Origin of the sequence: Scrofimicrobium canadense (assembly GCF_009696615.1) — a bacterium.
Taxonomy (GTDB): Bacteria; Actinomycetota; Actinomycetes; order Actinomycetales; family Actinomycetaceae; genus Scrofimicrobium; species Scrofimicrobium canadense.
The window spans coordinates 67,074-93,062 of sequence record NZ_VULO01000001.1; the positions used below are offsets into that span (position 1 = coordinate 67,074).

Here is a 25,989-nt window from a genome sequence, read left to right on the forward strand (position 1 = left end):
CAGCTAGTCTTTGTCTCCGCTAAAGACGTCTTTGATCTTGTCGCCTACGGCTTTGATACTAGCCTTGGCGTCTTCGACCTTGTCTTTGATGGCACCTTCGGTCTTGTCAACCTTGCCTTCGGCCTCCAAGTCCTTATCGCCTGTTACTTTCCCGGCAGCTTCTTTAGCAGTGCCTTTGACTCTATCTACGAATCCATCGTCACTCATGGAGAACTCCACTCTTTTGGTCCCCATTAGTGTGCCACGTCTCTCCCTTGTTCGCATCTGGAGGAAAAAATGAACGGCGCGTGTGTTCATAGGAAAAAGGTCCTACGCTTTAGTTGACGTTTAAATGAGTTGGCTCTGAAAGGATTGAAAGTGCCTGTAAAAGTTGGAGTACTAGTTGGGTCTCTGTCGAAGGAATCCATCAACCGACGTTTAGCAAAAGCGTTGAAAACGCTCGCGCCAGACAATATCGAACTGATAGATATCGACATTGCAGACCTGCCGCTCTATAACCGTGATGCGGATGCTGACTATCCACAGGTCGCACGCGACTTCAAAGCGCAGCTAAATGATGTTGACGCACTTTTGTACGTAACGCCGGAATACAATCGTTCGATTCCAAGCGTGCTTAAAAATGCTATCGATTGGGCTTCTCGCCCGTGGGGGCAGAACTCATTGGGCAAACCTTCTGCAACGATTGGTGCTTCGATGGGACCGTTGTCTACCGCAGTTGCCCAGCAGCACCTCAAACAGATTTTGGTGTTCTCGGATGCCCCACTAATGGGACAACCAGAAGGGTACATTCACTTCACGCCAGATCTAATTTCTGACGATGGTACGGTCAATAATCCGGAAACGCGCGAATTCTTGGCGAACTGGATCAATGCGTATGCCGAGTTTGTACATAAACAACGTGGCTGACACCAGATGAGGGGCTGGGGCGCTGCGGCGCCCCAGCCCCTTTCGCATAACGATTAAGATACCTGGCCCGACTATGCGGGCTCTCTTCTTTCCGCGTACGGGGTCATGATACTGTTCACGGGGCCGTATACCGCCCCGGCAGCTACCAGAACGCCCAGGCTGTTGCATGAGTTTCTAGGGCAAAGAGCTCGAGTCTGCGCGAATGCTTGTCAGTGTCTGCTTTCTACTGCATTTCCTCCCGCAAATCGGTAAGAATCAGACATTCATCAGCAAGGAAGACCTATGCCGGCAAACCCTCAACCACTCCCCACCAAACTCCCAGGAGTCCGTTATCTGTGAGCTGTTGATATGAAGGAGGAGTTCAACGACCGTGTTTGCCCTGACGTCGGCTTATTGAGTCTGAGAAGTGTCAATCCATATGGTGTGATTAGGGGTAAGATAGATTTTTCTCGTGTCTTCAGTACTATGGGGTGCACGAGGTGACGTGGGTGAATGCAGCAGAACCGTTCCGTCATAGTCCAACTCTCGAACAACTCTTCCTAGATTCATCGCCACCAGAATGTTGCCATTGCGATATGTGAGGGTGTCAGGGGCGCTTTCCTCCCACAGCAGAGTGCCACTACCGAGTCTTAGCTGTTTGCGTAGTTGCAACGCTCTCTTGTAGAAATTCAGTGCAGAAGCCTCATCAGTACGTTGTATCTGGACTGCATACTTCCCCCACCAGCTTGGTTGTGGCAACCATGTGTTGGGATTTGAGGAAAAACCAAAGCCTTTCGGGTCGGTCGTCCACGGGAGTGGCACGCGGCACCCATCGCGACCCACGGTTTGCCCGCCCGTTCGGAACCACGTGGGATCGGTACGGGCATCATCGGGGAGGTCTAGGACTTCGGGAAGGCCTAATTCTTCACCGTTGTAGAGATACATGGAACCGGGAAGTCCCAGAAGGAATGACGTCACGGCTAAGGCGCGCACCAATCCCAGATCAGAGTCAGGAAGCGGGTCATGGAGACCGATACCTTGAGAAACCTTGGCACCTGTGGGGTAACCATAGCGCGTAGCGTGACGCGGTCGATCATGATTAGACATCACCCAGGTGGTCACTGCTCCCACCGCGCTATTTGCCTCATAGGTGGTGGTGATATTCCTCCGCAGTTCGCGAGCATCCCACTGGGACTGCATCACCTGAAAGTTGAATGCTTGCTGCATTTCGTCAGGGCGCACGTAGAGAGCCAGCCTGGCCGGGTCTTCCACCCACGCCTCGGCCACCAGCATCCTATCTCCTGAGTATTCGTCAAGTACGCGTCGCCAAGACCGGTAAACCTCATGAACTCCATCTTGGTCGAAGAAAGGACCGGTTTCGGGTGCAGGAATTATTTCTCCCGGTGCCTCAGGCGCCGAATAGGCAAACCGATCGGGGCCCACTTGGTCATCAGGGAGGCCATCCTCCTTGATGAGTGCATGAGCTACGTCAACGCGGAATCCATCAACTCCCTTATCCATCCAGAACCGGAAGTAGTCCTCAAACATCGATCGCACATCGGGGTGATTCCAATTGAAATCAGGTTGAGATGAGTCGAAAAGGTGCAGGTACCACCAGTCTTTGTCGGCGGATGATCCCGTGAGTGAGTCCACTTGGGACCAGGCAGAACCTCCGAAAATAGAACCCCAATTGTTCGGTGCTCCTGTGTCACTGAATCTGAAAATATACCGGTCACGTTCGGGCGAGTCGGGGCCCGCTGCTAAAGCTTCCTGAAACCACTGATGCTGAGCTGAAGAGTGGTTAGGCACCACGTCGATGATGACTCGCAGTCCCAATTCGTGCGCGGTGTGGACCATCTCTTCAAAATCGCTCATCGTGCCGTATTCGGGCGCGATCGCACGATAATCGGCGACGTCATATCCACAATCGATCTGAGGAGACGGATAGAAAGGGGAAAGCCAGATGGCGTCGACGCCAAGGTCCTTTAGGTATTCCAGGCGAGAAGTGACTCCTGGCAGGTCGCCGATGCCGTCCCCATTGCTATCTGCGAAAGAGCGCGGATAAATCTGGTAGATAACAGCATCCGCCCACCATGGTGATGCAGGATTATTCTGTGTCACTATCTCCCCCCTTTTTGAGATGCGTCAATGTGGTAGAGGGTAGGTTCATAACCTCCCTAGCTACGGAGAACTCTACTATAAAACTTCCACATGGAAGTTTATTGTTGGTTACGATGGATTTATGGATGCCGCCGATACTCCCAAGCAGCCGACCCAGCCCCGTAGACGATACGCAAAGGGTGAAGCAACCAGGCAGGAGATTCTCGACCGCACCATTGAAGTCTTAGCGAAACGTGGTGCTCAGCGCACTAGTCTGCGGGCAATAGCTTCCGAAATTGGCATCACCCACGCCGCACTCACCTACTATTTCGGTTCCCTCGATCAACTTCTGATTGAAGTGTACCGACACTGGGACACCCGGGAGGATCCGCCGCCGTCGTTGACGCGCGCTCCGGTTGAAGGAATGCTGGATTCGGCGCGGGGCAACCGAGATGTTCCTGGATTGGTGCAGCTGTACACCTCTTTGTGTGCTGCTGCTTTGGATGATAATAGAGGCGTTGTTCAGGATTATATTGCCCAGCGGTTTGCGCGGATTCGTGAGGAGGTCGCCCACAGTGTGAGGCGATGTCAAACGGAGGGGAGTATCCGATCTGACATTGATCCGCATGCCGCTGCAGCGCTGATTATTGCAGCGTCAGATGGACTCCAGATCCAGTGGCTCCTTGACGGGGACGCCCCACAGACTGAGGCGCTGGCTTTGTTACAGAAAGTACTTTCTTAACCTTCCCCTCAGGTGCGTGTTATGTGTGCGTTATTGAAGGAGATAACAGACATATAACACGCAGCTGGCGGGCGTGCGAGCACGGGGGAGTTTCGTGCCCACCTGTAGTAGAGGAGAGAGGACGTGCACCGGACATGGGTTGTGCAATACCGTGGGTATGGGCCCGATGGCGCGTCGGGTCTCATCCGCAACCAGTGGAAGAGGTGGGTATGGTTACCTTCTATGTCTTCTTGGCCTGCGCAATCATTGGATCGATCATCCTCATCGCAGGGGTTCTCTCTGACTGACTTCTTGACCTCGATGGGGGAGGAGTCAGTGCCTTCGGCGTATTCTTGGCCGCCTTCGGAGCCATCGGTCTCATCAGTTCTCGCACTACGAGTAGCCCCTATTGGTACATCGGTATCTCTGCAGGACTGGCCATTGTCTTGACGATTCTTTTTGTTTTCCTCATGCGGCTTCTACGTAAGCAGGGGGGAAGGTGAAGTCAACGAAATCCCATCCTGGGATGAAGCGGTTGGCAAACAAGTATCCGTCATCCATTGAAAAGGTGACCGCGGTGAGATCCTGGTGACCCACGCGGGAACAACCCATAGACTCCCAGCAAAATCGGTGACTGTTTTGGAGTCGCCAAACATGGTGGTCATAACACAGATTTTGAGCGACCAGTCAGCAGTGGTCGCACCTATTGACGGGAGTATCTCGCAGTGAATATCGGACTCATTATTGGCATCATCGTTATTGGCATCATTGTCCTCTCGGTGATTGGTTTCATCGTTGGTAGGTTGAAAGTTGTTGATATTTCTGAGGCGCTGGTTGTATCAGGTTCCCGATCAAAAGGTGAGGTGAAAGTAGTTCCTCCCGGGGGGAGGGCATTTGTTCTGCCTTTAGTGCAGCGAGCCGTCTGGATCCCCTTGTCCCAGCAAACGCTTAACCTCATTGTTGATGGCGTGGATTCAAATTCGATTCCCATCCAGATCAGCGCTACGGCCAATATCAAAGTTGGTAGCTCCCCCGAGGATATCCGCGCAGCCGGTGAACGCTTTTCGGCGTACAAAGACATGGTGGGTGCTATTAAGGACAATGTTACGAATGTCCTCCTTGGCAGTTTGCGCGCTGTTATCTCATCGATGACGGCGCAGTCTCTGCTCATGGATCGAAGCGAATTGGTAACCAAGGTCCAAGAGATTGCGGCTCAGGAACTTCGCAATATGGGTATTGCCATCGATTCGTTGACTATCAATGAGATAACTGACTCGAATGACTACATTAAGTCGTTGGCAGTTCCAGAGACCGAGTCGGTCCTGAAGCGGGCTAGGATTGCTAAGGCAACCGCCAACCGCGAAGCCAATGATGTTGAGGTTGATGCAAAGATTAAGATTGCCGAACGGCAAAAAGAGCTTGATATTCGCGCGGCGCAGCTCAAGGGCGAAACGGACATCTCTCAGGAAGAGTCCAACGCTTCAGGGCCTTTAGCCAAAGCAGAGCAAGAGGAATATATTGCTACTGTCGAGGCGAAGGCTGCAGAAAAGCAGGCACTCTTGCGTGACCGGCAACTTGATATCGAGGTGCGTCGCCCAGCTGACGCTGAGCTATATCGCATACAGAAAGATGCCGAGGCAGAAAAGGCCATATTGGTTGCCAATGCTCAGGCCGAGGCGATGGAGAAGCGTGCAGAAGCATACAAGATGTACAACGAAGCTGCGGTTCTCCAGCTAGTCATCGATAAGCTACCTGAAGTGGCTCGAGAAATTGCTTCTCCGATGTCGAATATCGACGATCTGACCGTTGTCTCAACCGAAGGGGCCACATCTCTTACTCGGAATGTTGCCGGTGGTTTTTCCGAACTCAAAGCAGTTGTCGAGAGCTTTACCGGCATGTCTTTGGACTCACTGTTAGCTGGCAAGGCCACGACTGAAAGCGAGCCTAAGAAACCATCGGCACAGCCTCCGCCACCTGAAGTTGTGCAAGCGGATCCTGTCTCCAGTGAAGAAAGAGCTTAGGCAATCATGCGACACCTGGGCGTTGGCCCAGGTGTTTCCCTAATGAAAAGTAGTGTTTGAATGCGTAAAGCAAGGGACTCCAGGAGCGAGTGTCAATGTGCTGCGTACCAGGCAGGACGATACTTTCTTCGGCGTGGACCTGTGTTACCCGTGCTTCGACGATTGCGTAGTCACCCACCCCGTCGGTGATCTTCTCTACTACAGCTTCTAGCTGAAGGGGACATTCCTCAACGCGCGGCACTTTGACCGAGGTGGACTGCTGCGGGGTTAGTTCAGAGACACCAAATTTGTCCGACTCAAAACGATAGCGATCTTCTTTATGAGGCGGTACAGGAGATGCGCCTGTGAGATCGCCAAGAGATTCTACCGACTCCCACATATCGCCGTGCGGGTAGTTGATGGTGAGTTCTGGGCGAGCGCGCAGGTTACTCAGAGTTTGGCCGCCATTTTCGAGACCTATCACCACCATGTCTCCCAGTGCCCATGCGGACGAGGCGGGACTGAGATTCGCGGTTCCGTCGGCATTGAGGGTAGAAATGAGTACAACGGGAGTTCCAGTGTAGAGAGTGCTGGGACAGATGGTGATGTGAGAATCCATTGAGTCCGACCTTCCTGGGATCAAAGCCCCATCACAATATAGACCAAAATGCTAGTGTTAAACGGTGAGCAAATCCTCAGAAAATAACCGCCATGCAGCTCTGGCCTCGTCAGTGCGCAGAGAAATCATTGAAGAGCTGGCCCTGTCAGGAAGTCTCACTGCTCAAGAACTGGGCAAGCAACTTGATTTGCACGTCAATACCGTTCGATTTCATCTGCAGATGCTCGTCGATGCAGGTCTTGTGGAGACACAGTCGCAGGTGCTCCCCAGAAGAGGTAGGCCAAAGCACCTTTATTCGGTGGTTCCTGACCGAGAAGAGACTGCCATTGCAGAGATGGTCGAGGTGATGGCTGAGGTGATGGATTCCCCCCATCCGATTGATGATGAGGCGCTCGTCGAGGCTGGTCGCCGTTGGGGAGAGCGGTTAGAAGAATGCGGTGACGTTGTCCGCGTTCTGGATACTCTGGGTTTTGCTCCGGAAGAATCAGGATCAACAATTGCTCTTCGGCAGTGCCCGTTCAAAAAGGCTGGCCAACGCCACCCGCAGATTGTGTGTCAGATTCATCTGGGAATGGTGAGACAGATGATGTCGAAAGAGCGACCGGGTGCTCACGTGACATTGCTTCCGTTGGTCGAGCCCGATCTATGCCTTATTAAAGTGGGAAGCGAACAGTCTGTGGAGTGACCAAAGCGTCATACTTTTACCTCATGATTTTAGTAGAATAAAGTTGTGAAAAATCCGGATCGCATTCCGCCCATTCGTTTGGTGCTGCTTTTCGGGGCAATGCTTGCATTGCTATGTGGTCTCGATGCTGCGCTGGTGAGGTTGGGTTTGAATGCCCCTTACTATTCCGTAGAACTGGGGTCGATTCACGGATTGCTTATGGTGTACGGGTTTCTTGGTACAGCCATCAGCCTTGAACGAGCTGTTGCATTACAGTCGGATCGGCGTGGCGTGACGTGGTGGGCATACCTAGGCCCCGCAGCTTCCGCGCTTGCGGTTATCACTGTTCTAGTTCAATCCACAACGGGCACTTTGCTGGGTGGAAGACTTATTCCGGCTCTTCTGTGGGGGGCGGCAATGGCCTTCCTGTTGGCCATGTACCGTGTCATTTGGCATAAACAGTCGGCGCACGCGGTATTGATCCAAGTGCTTGGAGCTTTCGCAGGGTTGGGAGGAATCCTGCTGTGGGGTCGAGGCTACGAAATTGCTCAAATTGTTCCCTGGTGGACAATGTTTCTGGTACTCACAATCATTGGTGAGAGAGTTGAGCTGGCGAGAATCTCCTTTCTTCGCCAAGGAACAGAAAAGAGAGTCGTGGCTGAGGCCTCGATCCTCACAGTGCTACTTCCCATCACTTTGATGGTCCCTCAATGGGGGTACCCACTTTTTGGAATCACGTTGGTTGCTACCATTCTTGACGTATGTTGGCACGACGTAGCCAGGAATACCATCAGGGGAGTGGGACTCACCCGTTTCATGGCGGCATGTATGCTCTCAGGCTACGGTTGGGCGCTTCTTAGCGGTGGCATATGGCTGGTATGCGGGCCTGTCTTTTCTGGATACGGATACGACACAGTTGTCCATGCCTTGACGGTCGGCTTCGCGCTATCAATGGTCATGGCTCATGCGCCAGTGATAGTCCCGGCGATTGCACGTCGAACAGTTCCATACCACCAGGCAATGTGGGCCGTGTGGGCGCTTCTCCAAGCAGGTTTGATAGTGCGGACTATCTCGGGTGCACGCGAGGCCAACGACGGATGGCAACTCGGGGGAGCTCTCGACGTAGTAGCTGTTCTTGCTTTTGTGCTTATGACCGTGAGTCTCATTGCGATCTCAGGAAGGAAGCGCCATGAAGAAACCGCGCCGCAACCGTATTGATCGGCTCACAACCGCGTGGATGGTACTTGCGGCGGTAGTTGCTCTTATTGCAATCATTGGACGAGGGGTCATTCCACAAGCGTGGTGGGTGAGCATCCATGTGATCACCTTGGGTGTCCTCTCTAATGCGATTCTGCAATGGTCCTGGTATTTTTCGAGGTCGCTGCTGCGTCTTCCGGCAGATGACCGCCATTCCGGTCGGGACCAACTTATCCGCCAATTGCTTTTCAATGGTGTATTGGTGTTGTTGGTGGCATCAATGATGACAGCAAATCTCGTCGGAACTTTAGTGGGGGCTTCAGGCATCGGTTTGATACTGGCATGGCATGGACTTGCACTGGTTATTGCCTCCCGCGCACGATTGGCTTCGAGATTTGCGGTAGTTATTCGTTATTACGTTGCTGCAGCAGCATTTTTTGTCGTCGGTTGTATCTATGCCGGTTTGGTTGCTACAACTATGTATTCTGCTGCGATCCCAGATTGGTTTGTCAATGCTCGAAGTGCATTGACATTGTCTCACTCGTTGGTAAATGGGCTGGGTTGGATTGGATTGTCGATTGCAGGAACATTGGTGACCTTGTGGCCCACTGTTTTGCATACGCGCATCACCCCCGGCGCAGCTAGGCAAGCAACAACTGCGTTGCCGTTGCTGATAGTCGCACTGTTGGCGACAGTGATCGCAGCCACATTCTCACTCATGACAGTGGCGGGGATTTCGGTGGGAGCCTTTGTTGTGTGTCTCATGTGGGGAATCGGGATTCCGCTGTTTCACGAGGTGTCCACGCGCAGACCCCATGACTATGCGGGATGGGCGATGATAGCAGGCATCTGCTGGGCTTTCGTAGGCCTGGCGGTCTTGGCAGTACAATTGATTGCCTCCCCTGATCCGGACGCATTTCGCCTTGTAGCGTCTCGAATAATTGCGGTTATCGGTGTCGCCGGGATTCTCCAGATTTTAGTGGGGGCCCTGACCTACCTTATGCCTGTTGTTATCGGTGGAGGTCCGCAGGCAGTCCGAGTTGGGATAGCTCAACTCAATAAAGGTAGCCAGTTTCGCCTCGTCATAAAGAATGCTGCTTTGGTTTTCGCGGCTGTCTCACCCATACAACCGGAGATTTTCTGGCTTATTGTATTGGCCAGCAATATCGCCGACATTATTGCTTTCAGTGTTGCTGGCGTCTTTCAGGCGCGTCAAAAACGTGCAGTCCAACTGAGCTTTCCATCTACTGCGGGAGAAAATGCATGACCTCGTCACAAGAACGGCCATTAACATCTGCTGGGTCAGCTATTGTTGCACTCATTGTGGTTGTCGCAGTTGCCCTTGCAGTACTGATGGTATTTCCCCAGGTTAACGATGAAGCAGAACCGACAGCGCCCGGCAGTCCTGTTGTCGCATCGGGCGAGGCGACTCAAGTGACAGTGACTGTCGAGGGCATGTCATTTCAACCGGCAGTCATCGAAGTTCCTGTGGGCAATACTCTCGAGGTAACGCTGCATAATACAGGGGATCAACGCCACGACTTAAAATTTGTCAATGGTGTCACCACGGCACCCGTAGCTCCTGGGGCATCGCAAACAATCGACGTGGGCGTGATTGATGCCGATACGGAAGGTTGGTGCACCCTTCCAGGACACCGACAAATGGGAATGACTCTTGACGTAGTTGCGGTAGGGGCTGAAGAGACTGGCACTGAACAAGAACTGAAAACTGAGAATCATTCCGAGCATCATGCCAACATCCCTGGTGTCCCCACGATGGATCAGTTAATTGCGCAGGCAAAAGAAACAGATCCGTATCCGGCGCAGCTGGGCCCACTTCCCAGTGAAACGGACCACCACTATACCTTTACAGTGACCGAAGATGAGGACGAGCTTGCGCAAGGCGTGGTGCGACCTTTATGGACCTATAATGGCACCTCGCCCGGCCCAATCCTCCACGGCAAGATCGGGGATACCTTCACCATCACCTTAGAAAACGCGGGAACGATGGGTCATTCCGTAGATTTCCATGCAGGAGATATTGCCCCGGATCAGCCGATGCGTACCATTGAGCCTGGCGAGTCCCTAGAGTATGTCTTTACTGCCAAACGGTCGGGAATATGGATGTACCACTGTGGCACCATGCCGATGTCAGTCCATATTGCCAATGGGATGTTTGGTGCCGTCATCATAGAACCCGATAATTTAGAACCTGTTGATCGATCGTATGTTCTCATCCAGTCGGACATCTATCTTGACACAGATGAAAGCTCAGCCGCAGAAAAGGCTGCCGAGCTCAGTCCTGATCTGATGTCATTCAATGGGCGTCCCTTCCAATATGACGCGCATCCCCTCCAATCACGAGTGGGAGAACGAGTCCGTTTCTGGATACTCAATGACGGACCAAATGCGCCCTTAGCGTTTCATATCGTTGGAACTCAATTCGACACGGTATGGAGTGAAGGAGCATATTCGGTCTATCGGGGACAGTCGACGGATGGAATTACAAAGGGGGAAACTGGCGCGCAAGTGCTATCACTGATGGCGGCTGAGGGGGGATTTGTGGAAGTTCAACCACATGAAGCGGGCAACTATGCCATTGTCAATCATGTAATGAGTCTTGCCGAAAAAGGAGCTCACGGAATTTTGTCCGTATCGCAATGACCTGTCGGGAGCTTCCGTATGCTTAATGGATGACCTCAGCATTTGTCGATCAGATTTACGTGGTCACCTCCCAACTACTATCAGCGTCATGGCAGAATCCCTTTGGCCCTGACGTTGATGTGTGCATGGTAGGCGGAAAGATGTTTGTCCTCCTGGGCGGCCCCGTCGAACAAGTCACCCTTAAATGCGATCCAGATGAGGCAATGGCGCTGTGTGCTGCGCATCGTGAGATCACACCGGGATATCACATGAACAAGAAACACTGGATCACAGCCCGGCCTGGAGTCCCGGAGTCTCTCTTGGATGGGCTGATTGTAGACTCGTATTTTCTAGTAGGTAAGGGGATTCCTCAGAAGCGACGTCCTGCGTTGGGAATTGCTCATTGAAAATTATCAGGTATGCCGGCAGCGAGAATTTTTCATCACCACATCTTGGTGACGTTGGTCAAATGTAATTGCCGGGGGTCGAACTGTGGGAGTGGAGTTTCACTGTTATTGAACGAGACGCCCGGTAACGCAGCAAAATTCCCTCCTAACAATTCTGACAAGGTCCTATAGTCGCATATCAAAACACTGTTTGCATAATAACGGCAAGGATTTAGCGCCGCATAGTCGCTTGATGAGGAAACTATTCCTACCGTATGGTTATCTCAGTTCCTATGGAGGAACGCACATCTCTTCGGAGGGAAGTGTAGGGGGAAAGTCTGTTTATACGGCAGCGGAGTATTTCGGGGTGGTTAGTTTTGCCTAGTGGCGGTTCATTAGCTTGAATTCATTAAAGTCGGGGAAATGATACTCGCATAGTAATGGCCTGTGCACAACAAGTTTTTCGTGAGTGGCTTATTGCTTTAGGTGATGCCAAATAGTTGCAATCTTCCTCATAGAGGTTTTTGTTGCCATAATGTCTGACCGATCGGTCAATTTCTCAATAATTCATTGATTTCTAGCAGTTTTAGCGAAACGAGTTTGGAGGTGCATCGCGCGTGGTTCAACACGAGCGTAGTGCGCACAATCGAATGGTAACTGGCGCATGTATAGCCGCGTTTGCCGTTATACCAGGGGTAGCTTAGCGGTTACTCCGCTGCTTGTTGCCGAGGAATCGAATCAGTCAGCGACGATCAATACTGAAGCGGAACAAAGCGCAGCAGAAACTCCTGTGTTGCCGACGACGCAATTGAGGAAACGCTTGAGCCCGATTTAGAAGGACTGGACGATGGTCCTGATCAGTCTGTGGTCGATGATGATTCGCAGAGTGTTGATGCCGAAGCGGACACCCCTGAGTAAATAACAGCCGAAGCACATAGCCGTTCTACGGGCTACTGCACTGATCCCGTAGTCGAAGAATACTCCCCACCTGCATCGAAGGATCTGCGAGGGGGCGACTCGGTGCTAGGGGGCGAGACCCTTCGAGATACTTTCGAGATCCCCAAGTTTGAGCGACTCGATGGAGGCGCGGGTGCAGTATTTGCAATGGCCGATAACGGCACGTATTGGAATTGGGGTCAGGTCGGATCAGGCTGGGATGGTGTGCTCCTCGGCAACGGACAACTAACAATCGTGTACCGTAATTCACTCCAGCCTAGTAGGCCGAAGTTCACTTCGATTGCCTTCCAGCAGGGATATGCGATTGGGCTCGACGAAAACTGCCGTTTATGGGCCGTTGGTGCTAATGAATATGGTCAGCTAGGAACAGGCGATTTCGCGAGCCGCAATGATTGGACGTTGCTTCCTTCTGTTGCGGGTATGTCTTTCTCTTCTGTGAGCGTGAGTGGACATTTTCCAGGTGACACTAATGTCACGTTGGCGACTGATCACCAAGGAAGAGTCTGGAAATGGGGCCTTGGAAATCCCATACCGCAAAAGGTAAGTAGTGGCGTGTTGGGCGATTCGAATTGGAGATTTAGTGAAGTTGCTGTCCCGTATACAAACGCAGGCAATGGGATCGCGATGGCATTTCTTATTGGGAAATGCGGCTCTTCCAACACAGGCCGGCTCTTCTATTGGGATGTCTCAAATCGATACTCAAACCCGGGATCTACTGGCTTGAAGAAAGTAAAGCCCTAGAGGGATTCCAGCTATTGGCTCAAAGGGTGCCTTTCGAAGTAACCGATAATCCCGCAGAGGTGAAGGCAGTAGACGGACTAGATGCGTCCGCTTATGCCCTCGTCGCAATGGGAACACACCAAGATGGCACGCCAATGATCACAGTCAGTGATGTGCCTGTAATAGATCTTCCTGATACTTCAGGAACCCGCTTGATCGGAGTCACCGCACTCGGCGCAGCGCTGATTGTTCTAGGAGCCGGTTCAGCCCTCATGTATCGAGCGCGGAGGATGGCATGACCAGCTTCTCTGAGCGTTTCACGGTGCAAAAAGTGATGAAAATTGAAAGGAAACACACAGTGTCCGAAAAGAAGAATAGCCAGATTTTGCGGCGCATTGTCGCAACTCTGGGGGCGGCCGCGGTCGCAACTTTGGGTATGGTGACAGCAGCATCAGCCGCAAGTACGAGCATTATTGACGGCTCGAAGACCGGTAGCATCAACATCACCAAATGCAAGGGCGATACAGGTGCGACTCACGATGGTACGGAGATCCCCGCCGGTAGCCTACCTACCAATGAAAAAGTCGCTGGCGCGGAGTTCACCCTCTACCCAGTCAATGGTTATGATCTCACCACAGACGCGGGGTGGAATGCTACGGAGGCTTTGCTCTCCAATGTTGGCCCTAATCCGTCAAGGCAGCTCTTGAAGCAATCACGACGCTGGGTGCTCCAATCGTGGATGTAACCGATGCAAACGGTGAAGTTTCATTCACAGGGCTTCCCCTCGGACTCTATTACGGTGTTGAATCAAAGGCACCTGCAGGTCTGCAAACCGTAAAGCCCTTTTTGGTGACACTACCATTGTCCAACCCAGCTGGTGATGGCTGGATGTACAGATTTCTACCTGTACCCCAAGGATGCCGATGGCTCCACCAAGGTGCCAATGGACAATGATGGCCCCAAAGCTGGCGAAACACTCACATGGAAAATCAACGCGGTCATTCGCGACGACTTTTCTTACCTGAAAGTACGTGACGATCGTGACCAAGCACTTGAGTATGTCTCCACAGTCGTGACGGTCGGCGGGGTTACCATGACTACTCCTACCGAATACAACGTCACCACCTCGGATATTTCTGGGACGAATCCTGACAAGGGCACTCGTGTTGAGGTTGAATTCACACCAGCTGGTATCGCAGCACTTGCTAACAATGCGTCAGCAGGCACCGTCGAAATTCAGATCAGCACAAAGGTCGTTGAGGGCTTTGAGGGTGTCATCAACAACGCGGCGTACATCTTCAACAACGAAGGCTCGGAGGATTTCGACACTTCTACACCCACCACACACTCGAAGTACGGGACCATCCTCATCAACAAGGTGGCACGTGAAGGTGGAGCAGCTCTAAGTGGAGCCGAATTTGATGTCTACTCGACGACAAGCGCCACTTTCGATCAGGCGACTGCTACGAAGCTCAATGCCAGCAAGCTGGTTACCGATGCGAGTGGCCGTGCCGGGATCTCCGGTCTGCGTTGGTCAACGTTTGCTAACGGTGAGGAAGTTGTCAAAGGCAATCCCGGCTACATCCACTACTGGTTGGTTGAAACCAAAGCTCCCAGCGGCTTCCAGACACTAGCTGAACCTATCGAAGTTGAACTCGATGCGAATTCGGTGACCAAGGTTGTCGAAAACGTCAAAGTAGGTGCGGGCATTACCCTGCCATTCACAGGTGAAACCGGAACGGCTCTCTTTGCTGGAGCGGGAGTTCTCTTGCTTGCAGGTACGGCACTTATTGCGGTTCGCCGCAATCGTGCGAACAATGGGGCAAACGTCTAGTTCAAGTCTCTATTGAATAAACCCCCAGTATCCGGTGGTGCACAGGTTGCTAAAGATCGCGCGCACCACCGGATACGCCACATGATGAGGTCAGAGTTCACGTGAAAAACAAAGCCGGCACGTCAAGGACATTCATTGTGCTTTGCGTTTTTGTCGGCACCCTGATTCTCGTTTTTCCGTCAGCTGCCAATCGGTTTTTTTGGTGGGGTACCACGAAGAGTACAACGACTACTCCGCACAGGTAGGCCGGTATTCAGAAGAAGAAATCGATGCGATCATTGAGCGGGCGCGGGAATATAACCGGCACCATTCCTAATGGTCCGTTGCGCGACCCGTATCTTCTCAACGCCGCAGGCGAAGTCGAGAACCTCAATGACAGTCTTGCGGAATACCGTCAACAATTGAATATTGGCGATGACCATCCGATGGCAATCATCCATGTGCCATCAGTGGGGATTCACCTGCCGGTTCGACATGGGACATCCGATGCAATACTGGAGAAATCCGCAGGGCATTTGCATGGTTCAGGACTTCCTGTCGGCGGCACGTCAACGCATTCAGTCATTACTGCTCATTTAGGCCGTATCGAGTCGAAACTCTTTTCTGACCTTCACGAGGTAAAGGTTAATGACACTTTCTACGTGGAAGTTCTGGGTAGAGAATTTCATTACCGGGTTGAGGAAATAGTAAAGATTGAGCCTGATTCTGGAGATAAACTGCGGCAAGTTCCAGGGCAAGACTACGTGACGCTAGTTACCTGTACTCCTATCGGTGTGAATTCACATCGTCTCTTAGTGCGAGGCGTTCGAATCGAGGCTCCCGACGAGGGTGACAAGGACAATAACTTAATCCGTTCCACCGGCTTCTCGTGGGAGTTTCCGTGGTGGGCAGTGGCTCTCATTGCCACTCTTTCGATCACGGGGGCTTACCTGTACCGGTCTGACAAAAGAAAAGGCCTAGTAGTGGCAAAAAGCTATGCCAATGTCGGGCGGCGAGCAGCAAGACAACACGTTCGAGCGCCTGGCGCATCTCATCAAAGACAAAGTAGGTAAGGAAGGTATTACTTGTGACTAGGAATTTCTCCGGGAGGGCAATCCGGAATGTTGCCGCGCTCCTGTCGGTCGCCTTGGTGGCCTGTTTGTTGGTATTTACACCGAGAGCAGCCAATGCTGCATCACCAGTGATTGATCCTAACGCAACCGGTTCTCTGTCAATTTACAAATTTGACGGTGTTCGCGGTGCGAAACACAATGGGGAAAAACTCGACAAACTTCCCAGCAACAAGCCGCTTGCGGATGCCGAATTCACTATGTACCCCATTGAGGGACTAAATCTGGCAAAGAATGCCGATTGGGAAAAGGCTGAGAGCCTTATTGACTCGCTCCCGTATGGCGCCAACCTATCCACGGTTACCTCAGCGGTGAACGCGGAAGGACTGTCGATAGGTGCTCCGCGCAGTGGAACAACGCAGCTGAATGCTGCAGGGACCCAAGCAACCCTCGTATTCGATGATCTGCCATTGGGACTGGATTACGTTGCTGAAACGAAAGCTCCGTCTGGATATCGAGCGGTTGCACCATTCCTAGTGTCAGTATCTATGTCTAACTCTGACGGTACTTCTTGGAACTATGATGTGCATGTTTATCCTAAAAACGCGCCTGGTTAATGGGTGCGTGATTAGGTGATGGTGCGTGATTGTTGTGTCCCGCACCATCAGTCTATTAATTGAAGATTTCAGATACGATCTGGATAATCAGCCACACGTTCAAGATCGTAAGGACTACTGCCGATAGCCATCCAAGCACTGTGGCCCACCGTGGATTGGCGAATTCTTTCCCCATCATCTTTCTTGACGAGGTGAACCACACTAGCGGAATCATACAAAACGGAAGGGCCAAGCACAGGAACACTTGGGAGTATATGAGGAGTTGATCAAGTGCGTGCTCATCGCCTCCGAAGATGATGGTGGCTGCTAGGACCGGGATCACTGCGATAATTCGTGTGGCAAGTCTGCGAAGCCAAGGAGGGATGCGCAGACGCAAAAACCCTTCCATCACGATCTGTCCTGAAAGAGTCCCAGTAATCGTCGAGTTCTGTCCCGAAGCAAGAAGAGCTACCGCAAAGAGTGTCGAAAGTACGGGACTTGCGATAGGACCGCTGACTGCCGGGTTCTGGAGCGCCTCGTACAAAGATGTGAAAGTTCCCAGTTCGACGTCTTTTCCAAAGAATAAAGCGGCCCCTAACAGCAACAACAGGCAGTTCACTACGAATGCGGCGCTGAGCTGAATATTTGAATCCCAGGTCGCGAAGCGCAGAGCTCGGCGTATTTCACGGGAGTCGCTTCTGTCAACCTGTCGTGACTGAACGATAGAAGAGTGGAGATACAGATTGTGGGGCATGACCGTAGCTCCGACAATGCCCAGGGCCATGGTGAGTTGCCCAGCGTGGAGTATTTCGCTCGAAGGAATAAATCCTTGGAACATGGTGGGGACATCAGGTCCCGCAAGGATCACCTCGTAGAGGAATACTCCAACGATAGTAAGAATAAGCGTTGTCACAATAGCTTCAATTTTGCGAAAGCCAAATCGCATAAGAATGAGCAACAACATGACATCTGCAACGGTAAGAAGAACTCCGGCAGCCAATGGAATCCCAAAAAGAAGATGGAGTGCGATGGCTGCACCGATCACCTCGGCAATATCTGTGGACATGATGGCTAATTCGGCGATGATCCATAGAATGATGCCGGTAGTTGGTGATGTATGACGCCGCGTTGCTTGCGCAAGGTCGAGGCCTTTGACTACCCCAAGCTTTGCCGACATGTATTGCAAAAGCATTGCCACTAGCGATGAAATGAGGATGACAGAAAGTAATAGGTAGCCATAGTCTGCGCCACCGCCAATGGAGGTAATCCAGTTTCCAGGATCCATGTAACCGACCGCGACAAGGGCTCCAGGGCCGGAAAACCGTAAGAGTCCCTTCCAGAATCCGGCGGATGCTGGGGGTGAGGGAATCGTTGCATTGATTTCCTCAAGGGAAGGTTGCTCTGTGCGTCGGGCTTTCACGTCCCGAACCTCCTAAAACTGACCATGTCCTTAGTATAGAGTCAGGGCACCCGAACTATTGTAAATGTCGAAGATGTGAGAAAACACTGCGATATCAGTTTCATTTCGGCGTGCACGAATGTGAGAATTCTGTCACGATAGAGATGCTACTGCTGAAATCAAATGAACGGGGAGGAAATAGTGGCAACCGAAGAACACGAATTCAAACATGATGAGCGTGTCGTAGAACATGCAGCAAAGAGAGCTGAACACATTGCTGATCATGACGCGAGAGTGGATGCTCGTGAAGAGCGCGCTGAGGACCGTACGGTCGAGCATTTGGCTGACGAAGTTGGCCGCGCTGAAGGGCGTATTGATAAAGCCTATGAAAAGGCTGACGAGAAATATGCCAAGGGTGATTCTGAAGGACGCGTAGAGCGCGCCTACGAACACGCTGAGCGCGTCGAAGAACGTGAAGAGAAGCGGGAAGAGCGAGAGATTAATAGAGCTGAAGCCCGTCTTGAGCGTGAAGAGGGTCGCGCGGAGCGTGCTGACGAGCGCGCAGATGAAAAGTTGGAAAAGTTGGCTGAGCGTACAGAGAAGCGCCTCGATTAGACTCTCCATCCTGCCCGCCAGGTGCTGGTTATGTGCGTGTTATGAGTAATGAAAACAGGCACATAACCAGCACCTGACGGCGTGGGAAGTCAGACCTCTAGAATCTGGAAGTGGAAAACTGTTTCCTTACCCGGCTCTAGTTCAATGACATCTTCTTTTGAGTTGAAGGCATCTGGGGGACAGGTCATCGGCTCTACGGCAACTCCAATGCGCCCGGTATTGTCACCTGAATAAATCTGAACCCACGGCTCGTTGGACGTCATTCGCACTGTCTGATCAGTCTGAGGATCATGGAGATCGACGAACCACTTTCCATCAGGAAGGTCGGTGAACGCATGATCAATTTGCTGGCCGGCTATCGTACGTGCCACGCGGTAATCGAGACCGGCATGGTCGACAGCGATTTTCTGCACTGGCGCAAGATTCTCATCTACCTCAAGAACCTTGCCAGCTGGAACGGATAGCTCACACTCATCAATTGGGCGATTATTGCAGGTGAGATAGGGGTGTGATGAGGCGCCGTAAGGAGCAGTTTCTGCCCCTACATTACGCGCGCGAATAGTGGTCTCTAGCCCGAAACGAGCGTCAAGTGTGTATGTCACGGATGCGTTGAGAGTAAAAGGATATGCGGGTGAAGCAGCGATGGTTGTCGAAAAGGTAACCGAGTCAGCACTCTGGTCCGCGATCTCCCAGTCAATCCAACAGGCCAAACCGTGAAGGGCCGCTCCGGTTGAATGCTCGTTGATGGGGGCTTCATAATCGTGGCCGCCATACGAGTATTTTCCTTGCGTAATGCGATTAGGCCAAGGAATAAGCGTCTTACCCAGAAATGCTGAACTCGGTTTCTCACCACTGTCAGATAACACTAAGTCACGGCCTTGAAAAGAAAGTGATCCAATAGCGGCACCAACAGAATAAAGCGTGGCTTTATACTCTCCCACTAATAATTCGACCGAAGTACCTGCAGCGCTGCCCATTGTTGCTCCCTCTATAAATGAACTCGATATGTACGCAAACAATTGTCCCACATTCACTGCGAAAGACACGTGGGAATATCTCGCGCAACCTCCATGGAGGAGATTCCATGAATTCTCTGGCGCACTGTACTGTTGTGGGGGAGGAAAAATGTCGTTGAATTTCACCGCCATTGATTTTGAGACTGCTAACGGGACTCGAGGATCAGTCTGTGCTGTTGGCGCAGTTAAAGTAAAGGATGGGGCGGTCGTGGATACCTTCACGTCGCTGGTGAACCCTCCTGACAGCGGCGGTTTTAGCTCCTTCAATATTTCCATCCATGGTATTCGGCCAGAACACGTGATTGATGCCCCACGATGGCCCGTTCTCTGGCCAGACCTACTCGATTTCGTCGGTCCCGATGCGCTTGTCGCCCACAATGCTGCCTTTGATCGTTCAGTATGGAAAGCAGCCTGTGCTCTGACCGGGCTGCATGACCCAGAGCCACCCTTCTATTGCACGGTAAAACTAGCTCGTAGACTTCTTGCTCTTCCGTCGCACAAACTACCACTGGTTGCTAAAGCCTTAGACTTGCCAGACTTCTCCCACCACGACGCGACTGCCGATGCTCAAGCATGCGCCCTCATCGGCATCGAACTATCTCGACGTAGCGGAATTCATTCAGTGCAAGAATTTGGAAATCCCGTAGGAATGACACCACGGTCACGCACCGCCTCGAAAAGATAGAATGAACGAGGTTTTGGCAATGTCATTAGATCGAGGCAACAACTCAAGGAGCAAACAATGGCCCAACAACCTTTACAGGTGGCAGTCTTAGGTGCAGGGACAGTTGGATCGCAAGTTATTCGTTTGCTTTCAGAGCAGTCTGCGGAGTTCGCAGCCAGGGCAGGCGCGCCCCTCGAAGTTGCCTCTGTAGTGGTCCGGAACCTCGATGCCCCCCGTGATACTCCCATTGCACGCGAGCTTCTCACGACCGACGCAACCTCGGCGATCAACAGTGCCGACTTGGTTGTTGAGCTCATCGGCGGGATTGAACCTGCCCGAACTTTCGTGCTCGATGCTTTGCGACAAGGCACATCGGTGGTAACCGGGAATAAAGCTCTTCTGGCCGCCCATGGACCTGAGTTGTACGAGGCGGCGGCTGCAAGTGGTGCTGATCTCTACTATGAGGCAGCCGTCGCGGGTGCAATACCAGTCGTTTATGGTTTGCGGGAATCCCTGGCAGGCGATCAGATCAGCCAAGTTCTAGGAATCGTCAACGGAACAACTAACTTCATTCTTGACGCAATGACCTCTCAAGGGTTGTCTTATGGTGATGCGCTAGCGATCGCCCAGGAACGCGGATATGCGGAGGCTGACCCTACAGCAGATGTCGAAGGGCTCGATGCTGCCGCTAAATGCGCAATATTAGCCTCGCTTGCTTTCCACACACGGGTGGGCATTGATGATGTTGCAGTAGAAGGTATTACTGCGATTACCGCTGAAGATATCGACGAGGCGTCCCGCAGCGGACAGGTTGTCAAGCTTCTTGCTATCGCGGAGAGAGGAGACAACGGCATTTCCGTGCGCGTGCATCCGGCTCTGGTGCCCCAAGATCACCCATTGGCCAGTGTCGACGGAGCCTTCAACGCGGTTGTGGTGGAAGGAGAGGCAGCCGGACGCCTCATGTTTTACGGTCAGGGCGCAGGGGGAGCGCCAACTGCCTCCGCTGTACTATCGGATGTGGTTGCTGCCGCCTCGCACAAAGTGCACGGAGGAAATGCTCCCCGTGAGTCAACCTATGCAAAACTACCGGTTCTTCCCGCTTCTGATGCCGTCACGAGTTTCCAACTGCGGTTACGAGTCGAAGATCGAGTCGGTGTTCTAGCAGAAGTTGCATCCCTTATTGCGGCTAGCGGAGTATCTATTCAAGCAGTCGCCCAATCGCAACCAGGACCAGATGGAACATGCGTTCTTACCCTCACGACGCACCCTGCAACGGAAGGATCACAGCAGGCTGTCATAAGTGCGTTGCGTGATTCTGATGCCGTGCGGGAAGTTCTTAGTGCAATACGTCGTGTCGTTGCCTAAACCCCTTCTTAGGTCCTTCTACCAGCGGGATACTCTCCAGGTGGCACGCAGCCTTATTGGCTGCGTGCTCCACTACGGTGCACTCAGTGGTGTTATTACTGAGACCGAAGGTTACCTGGGACCAAATGACGATGCTGCACATAGTGCTAAGGGGCGGACACCTCGAACAGAAGTGCTCTTCGGGCCAGCCGGGTACTCATATGTCTATCTCATCTACGGAATGTGGAACTGCCTCAACGTCGTGACCGAAGGCGAAGGTGAAGCAGTGCTGATCCGGGCTGTTGAGCCGCTCAGCGGAGTGGACCTCATGCGTGAGCGCCGGGGACGACACCCGCTTGCGGATGGGCCCGGGAAACTATGCCAGGCTTTTGGGATTACTCGGACAGACTCTGGGCGCGATATCACCTGCGGTGACCTGTATATTAGCGAGCGAATTGAAGACATGCCGATAGAGGCGACACCTCGCATTGGAATCGACTATGCAACCCGTTGCAAAGATGAACTTTGGCGGTTTGTGGGACAGCCCACTCGCAAGTGATTTGTTGAAGTAAGGCCGCGGGCTCAGACTAGAACCATGTCAACGCCTCACAACCTCGGTGACAGTTTGAGTAGCCGCCAAAAACTCACCTACATTCTGGTACTTGGAGCACTCACGGCATTAGGTCCATTCACTATTGATATGTACCTGCCTGCGTTGCCAGCAATACAGCAGCAATTTGCGGTATCCGAGGCCGATGTTCAACTTACTTTGACTGGGACCATGATTGGTTTTGCAATCGGCCAACTATTGGTGGGTCCGCTATCAGACAAGATCGGCCGAAAAGTACCCCTAGTTGTTTCAGCTTTTCTCCACATCGGTGCGTCCGTTGGCGCAGCCCTAGCTCCCTCAATCGTCCTGCTAGGTATTTTCCGAGTGGCAATGGGTTTTGGTGCGGCGGCTTCAGGCGTTGTGGCCCAGGCGATGGTGCGTGACCTTTTCGGCGGTAGACCGCTAGTTAAAATGCTCAGCCGGATGGCGTTAGTCAACGGCCTGGCTCCAGTGATTGCTCCAGTTTTAGGCTCTCAGCTGCTGGCTTTCATGGACTGGCACGGCATCTTCTGGGCACTTGCTGGCTATGGAGCTTTCGTCAGTATTGCGGTAAGCATTTTTATCGTTGAGACTCTTCCAAGAGAAAAGCGTCAAGAAACCCGTAAACCCCTGTTGCAGCGCTATAGGTCGCTCTTCACAGATCGTGTTTATGTGGGAGCACTTATTATGGCGGGACTGAACTTCACAGGTCTTTTCGCGTATCTCTCGACGTCTCCATTCCTTTTCCAAGATGTCTATCACATGAGTGCTCAAGGGTATGGTCTACTTTTCGCAGTGAACTCCGTTGGCGTGATTATTGGCGTACAAACAGCATCACGACTGATGCACCTAGGCTTGGTTCAGCCACAGTGGATCCTTGCTGGTACTACTGCTGCCCAAATCACTTTTTCGATATTGATCATCATCTTTGACGTGGCTGGCTTTGGATTCTGGGGTGTTGCTATCCCTCTCTGGTTCTACATTGCCAGTTGCGGTTTCACATTCCCGTCGGTGCAGATCCTCGCCCTGGCACAACACGGTGAAGAAGCTGGAACTGCAGCGTCATTGGTGGGCGCCGTGAACTTTGGTGTTGCAGGACTACTTTCACCGATCATCGGGCTGTTTGGGATTACAAATGCCGTTCCTATGGGAGGGATGATACTTCTGGCAGCTACCGGCTCCTGCATTGTCCTGTGGACAATCGTGCGACCGCCGAAAGTCGACGTCCTGGCTTAGCACTTAAAAGCTAATGGGTGAAGAGCGGAATGCTCTTCACCCATTACAGTTTCCCAAGCCTAGACGGTTTAAGGGAAATGAAAGTGATTCAGTGTGGGCGCACCAACTGTGTGTTGATGCGCCCACTTGGAATCATGCGTTAGCGATGCGCTCACGCAGTTTGTCTAGCTGGGCGCTGACGCGCTCAGGGAGGTGATCACCGAACTGCTTGAAGTACTCTTCAGACTTGTCGGCTTCTTCAGCCCACGCCTTGGGGTCAATGTCGTACAGCTGATCCCACTCTTCCTTGCCGAAGTCCTCAAGTCCTTCAATGTTGAAGTCCTCGAACTTGGGGTAACGACCGGTGATGCCATCAATAGCTTCGACCTCACCTGCGCGGCGACGCACGATCCAGTCCAGTACGCGGCTGTTATCGCCGTATCCTGGCCACAAGAACTTGCCGTCGGGGCTCTTGCGGAACCAGTTGACCTGGTAGACAACCGGGAACTTGTCTCCCAGCTTGTCACCCATTTCCAGCCAGTGGCCCCAGTAATCAGCCATGTTGTAGCCGCAGAAGGGAAGCATGGCGAAGGGGTCATGACGCAGAGCGCCGACGGAACCTTCAGCTGCAGCAGTCTGCTCGGAAGCAACTGTTGCGCCAATGAATACCCCATGGTCACGGTCATATGCCTCTGCAACGAGAGGAACGTTCGAAGCGCGACGTCCACCGAAGAGGATCGCATCAACGGGCACGCCCTGAGGAGCTTCCCAATCTGGACAGATAATGGGGCACTGCCACGCGGGCTCAGTGAAGCGGCTGTTCGGGTGAGCAGCTAGTTCACCGGACTCAGGAGTCCAGTCATTACCGCGCCAGTCAATCAGGTGGGCTGGTGGCTCTTTGGTCATGCCCTCCCACCAGACATCACCATCGTCGGTCAACGCGACGTTGGTGAAGATGGTGTTGGCGCGGAGAGTTTCCATTGCCATGGGGTTGGTATCGTATGAGGTGCCGGGTGCAACACCGAAGAAACCAGCCTCTGGGTTGATGGCGTAGAGACGGCCATCAGGTCCCGGACGCATCCATGCAATATCGTCGCCAACAGTTTCGACGACGTAGCCGTCGATTGTGGGTTGAAGCATTGCAAGGTTGGTCTTTCCGCAAGCTGATGGGAAGGCCGCAGTCACGTGGTACTGCTTGCCTGTCTTCTCAGAGGTCAGACGCAGAATCAGCATGTGCTCTGCCATCCAGCCATCGCGACGAGCCATGGTCGAGGCGATGCGAAGCGCGAAGCACTTCTTGCCTAGTAGGGCGTTGCCGCCATATCCGGAGCCGTACGACCAGATTTCGTTGGTCTCGGGGAAGTGTGTGATGTACTTCTCTTCGTTGCATGGCCATACGGTATCTTCTTCGCCCTCTTCGAGAGGAGCGCCAACCGAGTGAACTGCAGGTACCCAAGGCTTGCCTTCGGCAATAAGGTCCATGGCAGCTTTGCCCATGCGGGTCATGATGCGCATATTGGTCACAACGTATGGGGAGTCAGAAATCTCAATGCCTAGTTGTGAGATCGGACCGCCGACGGGGCCCATCGAGAAGGGAATAACGTACATGGTACGTCCCTTCATGGAACCATCGAACTTTTCGTGAAGAATCTTCTTCATTTCGGCAGGATCGGCCCAGTTGTTGGTTGGGCCCGCGTCCTCTGGGTTTTCGCAGCAGATGTAGGTACGCGACTCTACGCGTGCCACATCTGAGGGAAGAGAACGTGCCAAGAAGCTATTAGGACGCTTCTCTTCGTTCAGACGAGTGAACATTCCCGACTCGACCATTTCTGAAGTCAAGCGGTCCCACTCGGCATCAGATCCGTCGGTGAACTCAACCCGTTCAGGCTTGGTGAGTGCGGCGATTTCCGAAACCCACGTAATGACATCTTCGGGAGTATTGGACGGCGCGGCCGCGCGCACGTCTTTTTCAGTCACGGACATTAGTTGCTTGCCTCCTGAGGTCTTGATAAAACCAGCTCTTCTATCATCCCCTATTTGTGTGGCAATTGCACAGGAGCTTGGTCCCTGGTACGCCCGTTTTCTTCTTCTGGGGTAATTGCTTTACGCTGTAGTTGCTCGGATACCTAGCCTCGGAGTGAACCGTGGGATTTAATAGTTCGAAGGGCCCTTCCTTCTTTGACTTGCTGACTTCGCAAGCGGATCAGTTAGTGATTGGTGTTGATCTTTTGCGCACGCTCTTTAGTGCACCAGAAGATGAACGCAAAGCACTGCGTAAACGCCTTCACGAAATCGAAAACACTGGAGATGAGCTAAATCACCAGCTCATCAACAAACTGAATCAGTCATTTATTACGCCGTTTGACCGCGAAGATCTTTCCGATCTCGCATCGGCGCTTGACGACTGCATGGACCTGTTTGATGAGGCAGGGGATCTTCTGGTCCTCTACCAAGTCGACAACATTCCAGAACCGGTTGATGGACTGCTCAGTCGTCAGATTGATGTTCTCACCAAATGTGCGAAGCTTACCGCCGAGAATATGCCGAAACTGAAGAGACCGCAGGATCTGCGTGACTACTGGGTTGAGATCAATAGGCTAGAGAATGACGGTGACAAGGCATACCGCAAGACACTGAAACATCTCTTTGACACTGGGCTTGACCCGGTCACCATCATCAAGCTCAAAGATATTGTGGAAGTGCTCGAAAAATGCACCGACGCATTTGAAGATTTAGCCAATACTGTCGAGAGCATTGCAGTAAAGGAAAGCTAGGC

General features: G+C 52.5%; 28 protein-coding genes. 22 read left to right on the forward strand and 6 right to left on the reverse strand.

Going from position 1 to position 25,989, the window contains the following annotated elements; all coding sequences use genetic code 11:
• Positions 1–3: 3 nt before the first annotated feature.
• Positions 4–207, reverse strand: coding sequence for a CsbD family protein (locus tag FYJ24_RS00345; RefSeq protein ID WP_154542534.1), 204 nt, complete (start codon positions 205–207; stop codon positions 4–6).
• 150 nt (positions 208–357) lie between these two features.
• Between FYJ24_RS00345 and FYJ24_RS00350 the strand changes: the two genes are divergently transcribed.
• On the forward strand, positions 358–906 hold the full coding sequence (locus FYJ24_RS00350; RefSeq protein ID WP_206192395.1) for an NADPH-dependent FMN reductase: 549 nt from the start codon (positions 358–360) through the stop codon (positions 904–906).
• Between the two features lie 390 nt (positions 907–1,296).
• Here the strand turns inward: FYJ24_RS00350 and FYJ24_RS00355 are convergent, their stop codons facing one another.
• A complete protein-coding gene (locus FYJ24_RS00355; protein WP_318656397.1) occupies positions 1,297–3,006 on the reverse strand; it encodes a glycoside hydrolase family 13 protein in 1,710 nt (569 codons plus the stop codon).
• A gap of 121 nt (positions 3,007–3,127) precedes the next feature.
• Here FYJ24_RS00355 and FYJ24_RS00360 point away from each other — a divergent pair, with 121 nt between their 5' ends.
• From FYJ24_RS00360 to FYJ24_RS00370, 3 genes are all read left to right on the forward strand, one after another.
• A complete protein-coding gene (locus FYJ24_RS00360) occupies positions 3,128–3,727 on the forward strand; it encodes a TetR/AcrR family transcriptional regulator (protein ID WP_154542536.1) in 600 nt (199 codons plus the stop codon).
• Positions 3,728–3,861: 134 nt separating this feature from the next.
• On the forward strand, positions 3,862–4,014 hold the full coding sequence (locus FYJ24_RS00365; RefSeq protein WP_154542537.1) for a hypothetical protein: 153 nt from the start codon (positions 3,862–3,864) through the stop codon (positions 4,012–4,014).
• A gap of 417 nt (positions 4,015–4,431) precedes the next feature.
• On the forward strand, positions 4,432–5,727 hold the full coding sequence (locus tag FYJ24_RS00370) for a flotillin family protein (protein ID WP_154542539.1): 1,296 nt from the start codon (positions 4,432–4,434) through the stop codon (positions 5,725–5,727).
• 4 nt (positions 5,728–5,731) lie between these two features.
• Here FYJ24_RS00370 and FYJ24_RS00375 read toward each other — a convergent pair whose 3' ends face one another.
• Positions 5,732–6,325 (reverse strand): flavin reductase family protein, encoded by a 594-nt coding sequence (locus FYJ24_RS00375; protein ID WP_154542540.1) that lies wholly within the window; start codon positions 6,323–6,325, stop codon positions 5,732–5,734.
• A 64-nt stretch (positions 6,326–6,389) separates the two neighbouring features.
• On the opposite strand from FYJ24_RS00375, the gene FYJ24_RS00380 reads away from it, so the two are divergent.
• The 12 genes from FYJ24_RS00380 to FYJ24_RS00430 all read left to right on the forward strand — a co-directional run bounded on the left by FYJ24_RS00380 (position 6,390) and on the right by FYJ24_RS00430 (position 16,392).
• Positions 6,390–7,010 carry a helix-turn-helix transcriptional regulator gene (locus FYJ24_RS00380; protein ID WP_154542542.1) on the forward strand — a complete coding sequence of 207 codons (621 nt, stop codon included), beginning with the start codon at positions 6,390–6,392 and terminating at the stop codon, positions 7,008–7,010.
• Between the two features lie 45 nt (positions 7,011–7,055).
• Positions 7,056–8,207, forward strand: coding sequence for a hypothetical protein (locus FYJ24_RS00385; RefSeq protein WP_318656398.1), 1,152 nt, complete (start codon positions 7,056–7,058; stop codon positions 8,205–8,207).
• Positions 8,179–9,453 (forward strand): hypothetical protein, encoded by a 1,275-nt coding sequence (locus FYJ24_RS00390; protein ID WP_154542543.1) that lies wholly within the window; start codon positions 8,179–8,181, stop codon positions 9,451–9,453. Before FYJ24_RS00385 ends, FYJ24_RS00390 begins: the two co-directional genes overlap by 29 nt.
• Positions 9,450–10,850 (forward strand): multicopper oxidase domain-containing protein, encoded by a 1,401-nt coding sequence (locus FYJ24_RS00395; protein WP_154542545.1) that lies wholly within the window; start codon positions 9,450–9,452, stop codon positions 10,848–10,850. Before FYJ24_RS00390 ends, FYJ24_RS00395 begins: the two co-directional genes overlap by 4 nt.
• A gap of 29 nt (positions 10,851–10,879) precedes the next feature.
• Entirely contained in the window at positions 10,880–11,236 is a 357-nt protein-coding gene (locus FYJ24_RS00400; RefSeq protein WP_154542546.1) for an MmcQ/YjbR family DNA-binding protein, read from the forward strand.
• Positions 11,237–12,235: 999 nt separating this feature from the next.
• Complete coding sequence (locus FYJ24_RS00405) at positions 12,236–12,913, forward strand: RCC1 domain-containing protein (RefSeq protein ID WP_154542548.1); 678 nt, start codon at positions 12,236–12,238, stop codon at positions 12,911–12,913.
• 26 nt (positions 12,914–12,939) lie between these two features.
• A complete protein-coding gene (locus FYJ24_RS00410) occupies positions 12,940–13,191 on the forward strand; it encodes a hypothetical protein (RefSeq protein ID WP_154542550.1) in 252 nt (83 codons plus the stop codon).
• Positions 13,188–13,637: a hypothetical protein gene (locus FYJ24_RS00415; RefSeq protein ID WP_154542551.1), complete on the forward strand. Its 450-nt coding sequence runs from the start codon at positions 13,188–13,190 to the stop codon at positions 13,635–13,637. Before FYJ24_RS00410 ends, FYJ24_RS00415 begins: the two co-directional genes overlap by 4 nt.
• Positions 13,628–13,846 carry a SpaA isopeptide-forming pilin-related protein gene (locus FYJ24_RS13485; protein WP_206192396.1) on the forward strand — a complete coding sequence of 73 codons (219 nt, stop codon included), beginning with the start codon at positions 13,628–13,630 and terminating at the stop codon, positions 13,844–13,846. Before FYJ24_RS00415 ends, FYJ24_RS13485 begins: the two co-directional genes overlap by 10 nt.
• Positions 13,773–14,726 carry a SpaH/EbpB family LPXTG-anchored major pilin gene (locus FYJ24_RS00420; protein WP_154542553.1) on the forward strand — a complete coding sequence of 318 codons (954 nt, stop codon included), beginning with the start codon at positions 13,773–13,775 and terminating at the stop codon, positions 14,724–14,726. Before FYJ24_RS13485 ends, FYJ24_RS00420 begins: the two co-directional genes overlap by 74 nt.
• 269 nt (positions 14,727–14,995) lie before the next feature.
• Positions 14,996–15,778, forward strand: coding sequence for a class C sortase (locus FYJ24_RS00425; protein ID WP_154542555.1), 783 nt, complete (start codon positions 14,996–14,998; stop codon positions 15,776–15,778).
• Positions 15,779–15,792: 14 nt separating this feature from the next.
• The gene (locus tag FYJ24_RS00430; RefSeq protein ID WP_154542557.1) at positions 15,793–16,392 is read left to right on the forward strand and encodes a SpaH/EbpB family LPXTG-anchored major pilin; all 600 of its coding nucleotides are present in this window, start codon (positions 15,793–15,795) and stop codon (positions 16,390–16,392) included.
• Positions 16,393–16,447: 55 nt separating this feature from the next.
• Here the strand turns inward: FYJ24_RS00430 and FYJ24_RS00435 are convergent, their stop codons facing one another.
• Positions 16,448–17,791: an Nramp family divalent metal transporter gene (locus tag FYJ24_RS00435; protein ID WP_318656399.1), complete on the reverse strand. Its 1,344-nt coding sequence runs from the start codon at positions 17,789–17,791 to the stop codon at positions 16,448–16,450.
• 180 nt (positions 17,792–17,971) lie between these two features.
• On the opposite strand from FYJ24_RS00435, the gene FYJ24_RS00440 reads away from it, so the two are divergent.
• Positions 17,972–18,385 carry a hypothetical protein gene (locus tag FYJ24_RS00440; RefSeq protein ID WP_154542559.1) on the forward strand — a complete coding sequence of 138 codons (414 nt, stop codon included), beginning with the start codon at positions 17,972–17,974 and terminating at the stop codon, positions 18,383–18,385.
• Between the two features lie 89 nt (positions 18,386–18,474).
• Here the strand turns inward: FYJ24_RS00440 and FYJ24_RS00445 are convergent, their stop codons facing one another.
• Positions 18,475–19,362 carry an aldose-1-epimerase gene (locus tag FYJ24_RS00445; protein WP_206192397.1) on the reverse strand — a complete coding sequence of 296 codons (888 nt, stop codon included), beginning with the start codon at positions 19,360–19,362 and terminating at the stop codon, positions 18,475–18,477.
• A 148-nt stretch (positions 19,363–19,510) separates the two neighbouring features.
• Here FYJ24_RS00445 and FYJ24_RS00450 point away from each other — a divergent pair, with 148 nt between their 5' ends.
• The 4 genes from FYJ24_RS00450 to FYJ24_RS00465 are packed head-to-tail and all read left to right on the forward strand — an operon-like array spanning position 19,511 to position 23,234.
• Positions 19,511–20,086, forward strand: a complete 576-nt coding sequence (locus FYJ24_RS00450) for a 3'-5' exonuclease (protein WP_206192398.1) — start codon at positions 19,511–19,513, stop codon at positions 20,084–20,086.
• A 57-nt stretch (positions 20,087–20,143) separates the two neighbouring features.
• Positions 20,144–21,430, forward strand: a complete 1,287-nt coding sequence (locus FYJ24_RS00455) for a homoserine dehydrogenase (protein ID WP_154542563.1) — start codon at positions 20,144–20,146, stop codon at positions 21,428–21,430.
• Positions 21,384–21,968: a DNA-3-methyladenine glycosylase gene (locus FYJ24_RS00460; RefSeq protein WP_154542898.1), complete on the forward strand. Its 585-nt coding sequence runs from the start codon at positions 21,384–21,386 to the stop codon at positions 21,966–21,968. Before FYJ24_RS00455 ends, FYJ24_RS00460 begins: the two co-directional genes overlap by 47 nt.
• A gap of 36 nt (positions 21,969–22,004) precedes the next feature.
• Entirely contained in the window at positions 22,005–23,234 is a 1,230-nt protein-coding gene (locus tag FYJ24_RS00465; RefSeq protein ID WP_154542565.1) for a multidrug effflux MFS transporter, read from the forward strand.
• 132 nt (positions 23,235–23,366) lie between these two features.
• On the opposite strand, the gene FYJ24_RS00470 is transcribed toward FYJ24_RS00465, so the two are convergent.
• Positions 23,367–25,196: a phosphoenolpyruvate carboxykinase (GTP) gene (locus FYJ24_RS00470; protein ID WP_154542567.1), complete on the reverse strand. Its 1,830-nt coding sequence runs from the start codon at positions 25,194–25,196 to the stop codon at positions 23,367–23,369.
• A 161-nt stretch (positions 25,197–25,357) separates the two neighbouring features.
• Here FYJ24_RS00470 and FYJ24_RS00475 point away from each other — a divergent pair, with 161 nt between their 5' ends.
• On the forward strand, positions 25,358–25,987 hold the full coding sequence (locus tag FYJ24_RS00475; protein WP_318656400.1) for a DUF47 domain-containing protein: 630 nt from the start codon (positions 25,358–25,360) through the stop codon (positions 25,985–25,987).
• Positions 25,988–25,989: the final 2 nt, after the last annotated feature.

Bases quoted from the DNA above. Each gene is read 5' to 3' on its own strand.
- FYJ24_RS00345 (WP_154542534.1), bottom strand. From the start codon at position 207: ATGAGTGACGATGGATTCGTAGATAGAGTCAAAGGCACTGCTAAAGAA.
- FYJ24_RS00360 (WP_154542536.1), top strand. From the start codon at position 3,128: ATGGATGCCGCCGATACTCCCAAGCAGCCGACCCAGCCCCGTAGACGA.
- FYJ24_RS00365 (WP_154542537.1), top strand. From the start codon at position 3,862: ATGGGTTGTGCAATACCGTGGGTATGGGCCCGATGGCGCGTCGGGTCT.
- FYJ24_RS00375 (WP_154542540.1), bottom strand. From the start codon at position 6,325: ATGGATTCTCACATCACCATCTGTCCCAGCACTCTCTACACTGGAACT.
- FYJ24_RS00390 (WP_154542543.1), top strand. From the start codon at position 8,179: ATGAAGAAACCGCGCCGCAACCGTATTGATCGGCTCACAACCGCGTGG.
- FYJ24_RS00395 (WP_154542545.1), top strand. From the start codon at position 9,450: ATGACCTCGTCACAAGAACGGCCATTAACATCTGCTGGGTCAGCTATT.
- FYJ24_RS00400 (WP_154542546.1), top strand. From the start codon at position 10,880: ATGACCTCAGCATTTGTCGATCAGATTTACGTGGTCACCTCCCAACTA.
- FYJ24_RS00415 (WP_154542551.1), top strand. From the start codon at position 13,188: ATGACCAGCTTCTCTGAGCGTTTCACGGTGCAAAAAGTGATGAAAATT.
- FYJ24_RS00420 (WP_154542553.1), top strand. From the start codon at position 13,773: ATGGCTGGATGTACAGATTTCTACCTGTACCCCAAGGATGCCGATGGC.
- FYJ24_RS00425 (WP_154542555.1), top strand. From the start codon at position 14,996: ATGCGATCATTGAGCGGGCGCGGGAATATAACCGGCACCATTCCTAAT.
- FYJ24_RS00445 (WP_206192397.1), bottom strand. From the start codon at position 19,362: ATGGGCAGCGCTGCAGGTACTTCGGTCGAATTATTAGTGGGAGAGTAT.
- FYJ24_RS00450 (WP_206192398.1), top strand. From the start codon at position 19,511: ATGTCGTTGAATTTCACCGCCATTGATTTTGAGACTGCTAACGGGACT.
- FYJ24_RS00455 (WP_154542563.1), top strand. From the start codon at position 20,144: ATGGCCCAACAACCTTTACAGGTGGCAGTCTTAGGTGCAGGGACAGTT.
- FYJ24_RS00460 (WP_154542898.1), top strand. From the start codon at position 21,384: ATGCCGTGCGGGAAGTTCTTAGTGCAATACGTCGTGTCGTTGCCTAAA.
- FYJ24_RS00465 (WP_154542565.1), top strand. From the start codon at position 22,005: ATGTCAACGCCTCACAACCTCGGTGACAGTTTGAGTAGCCGCCAAAAA.
- FYJ24_RS00470 (WP_154542567.1), bottom strand. From the start codon at position 25,196: ATGTCCGTGACTGAAAAAGACGTGCGCGCGGCCGCGCCGTCCAATACT.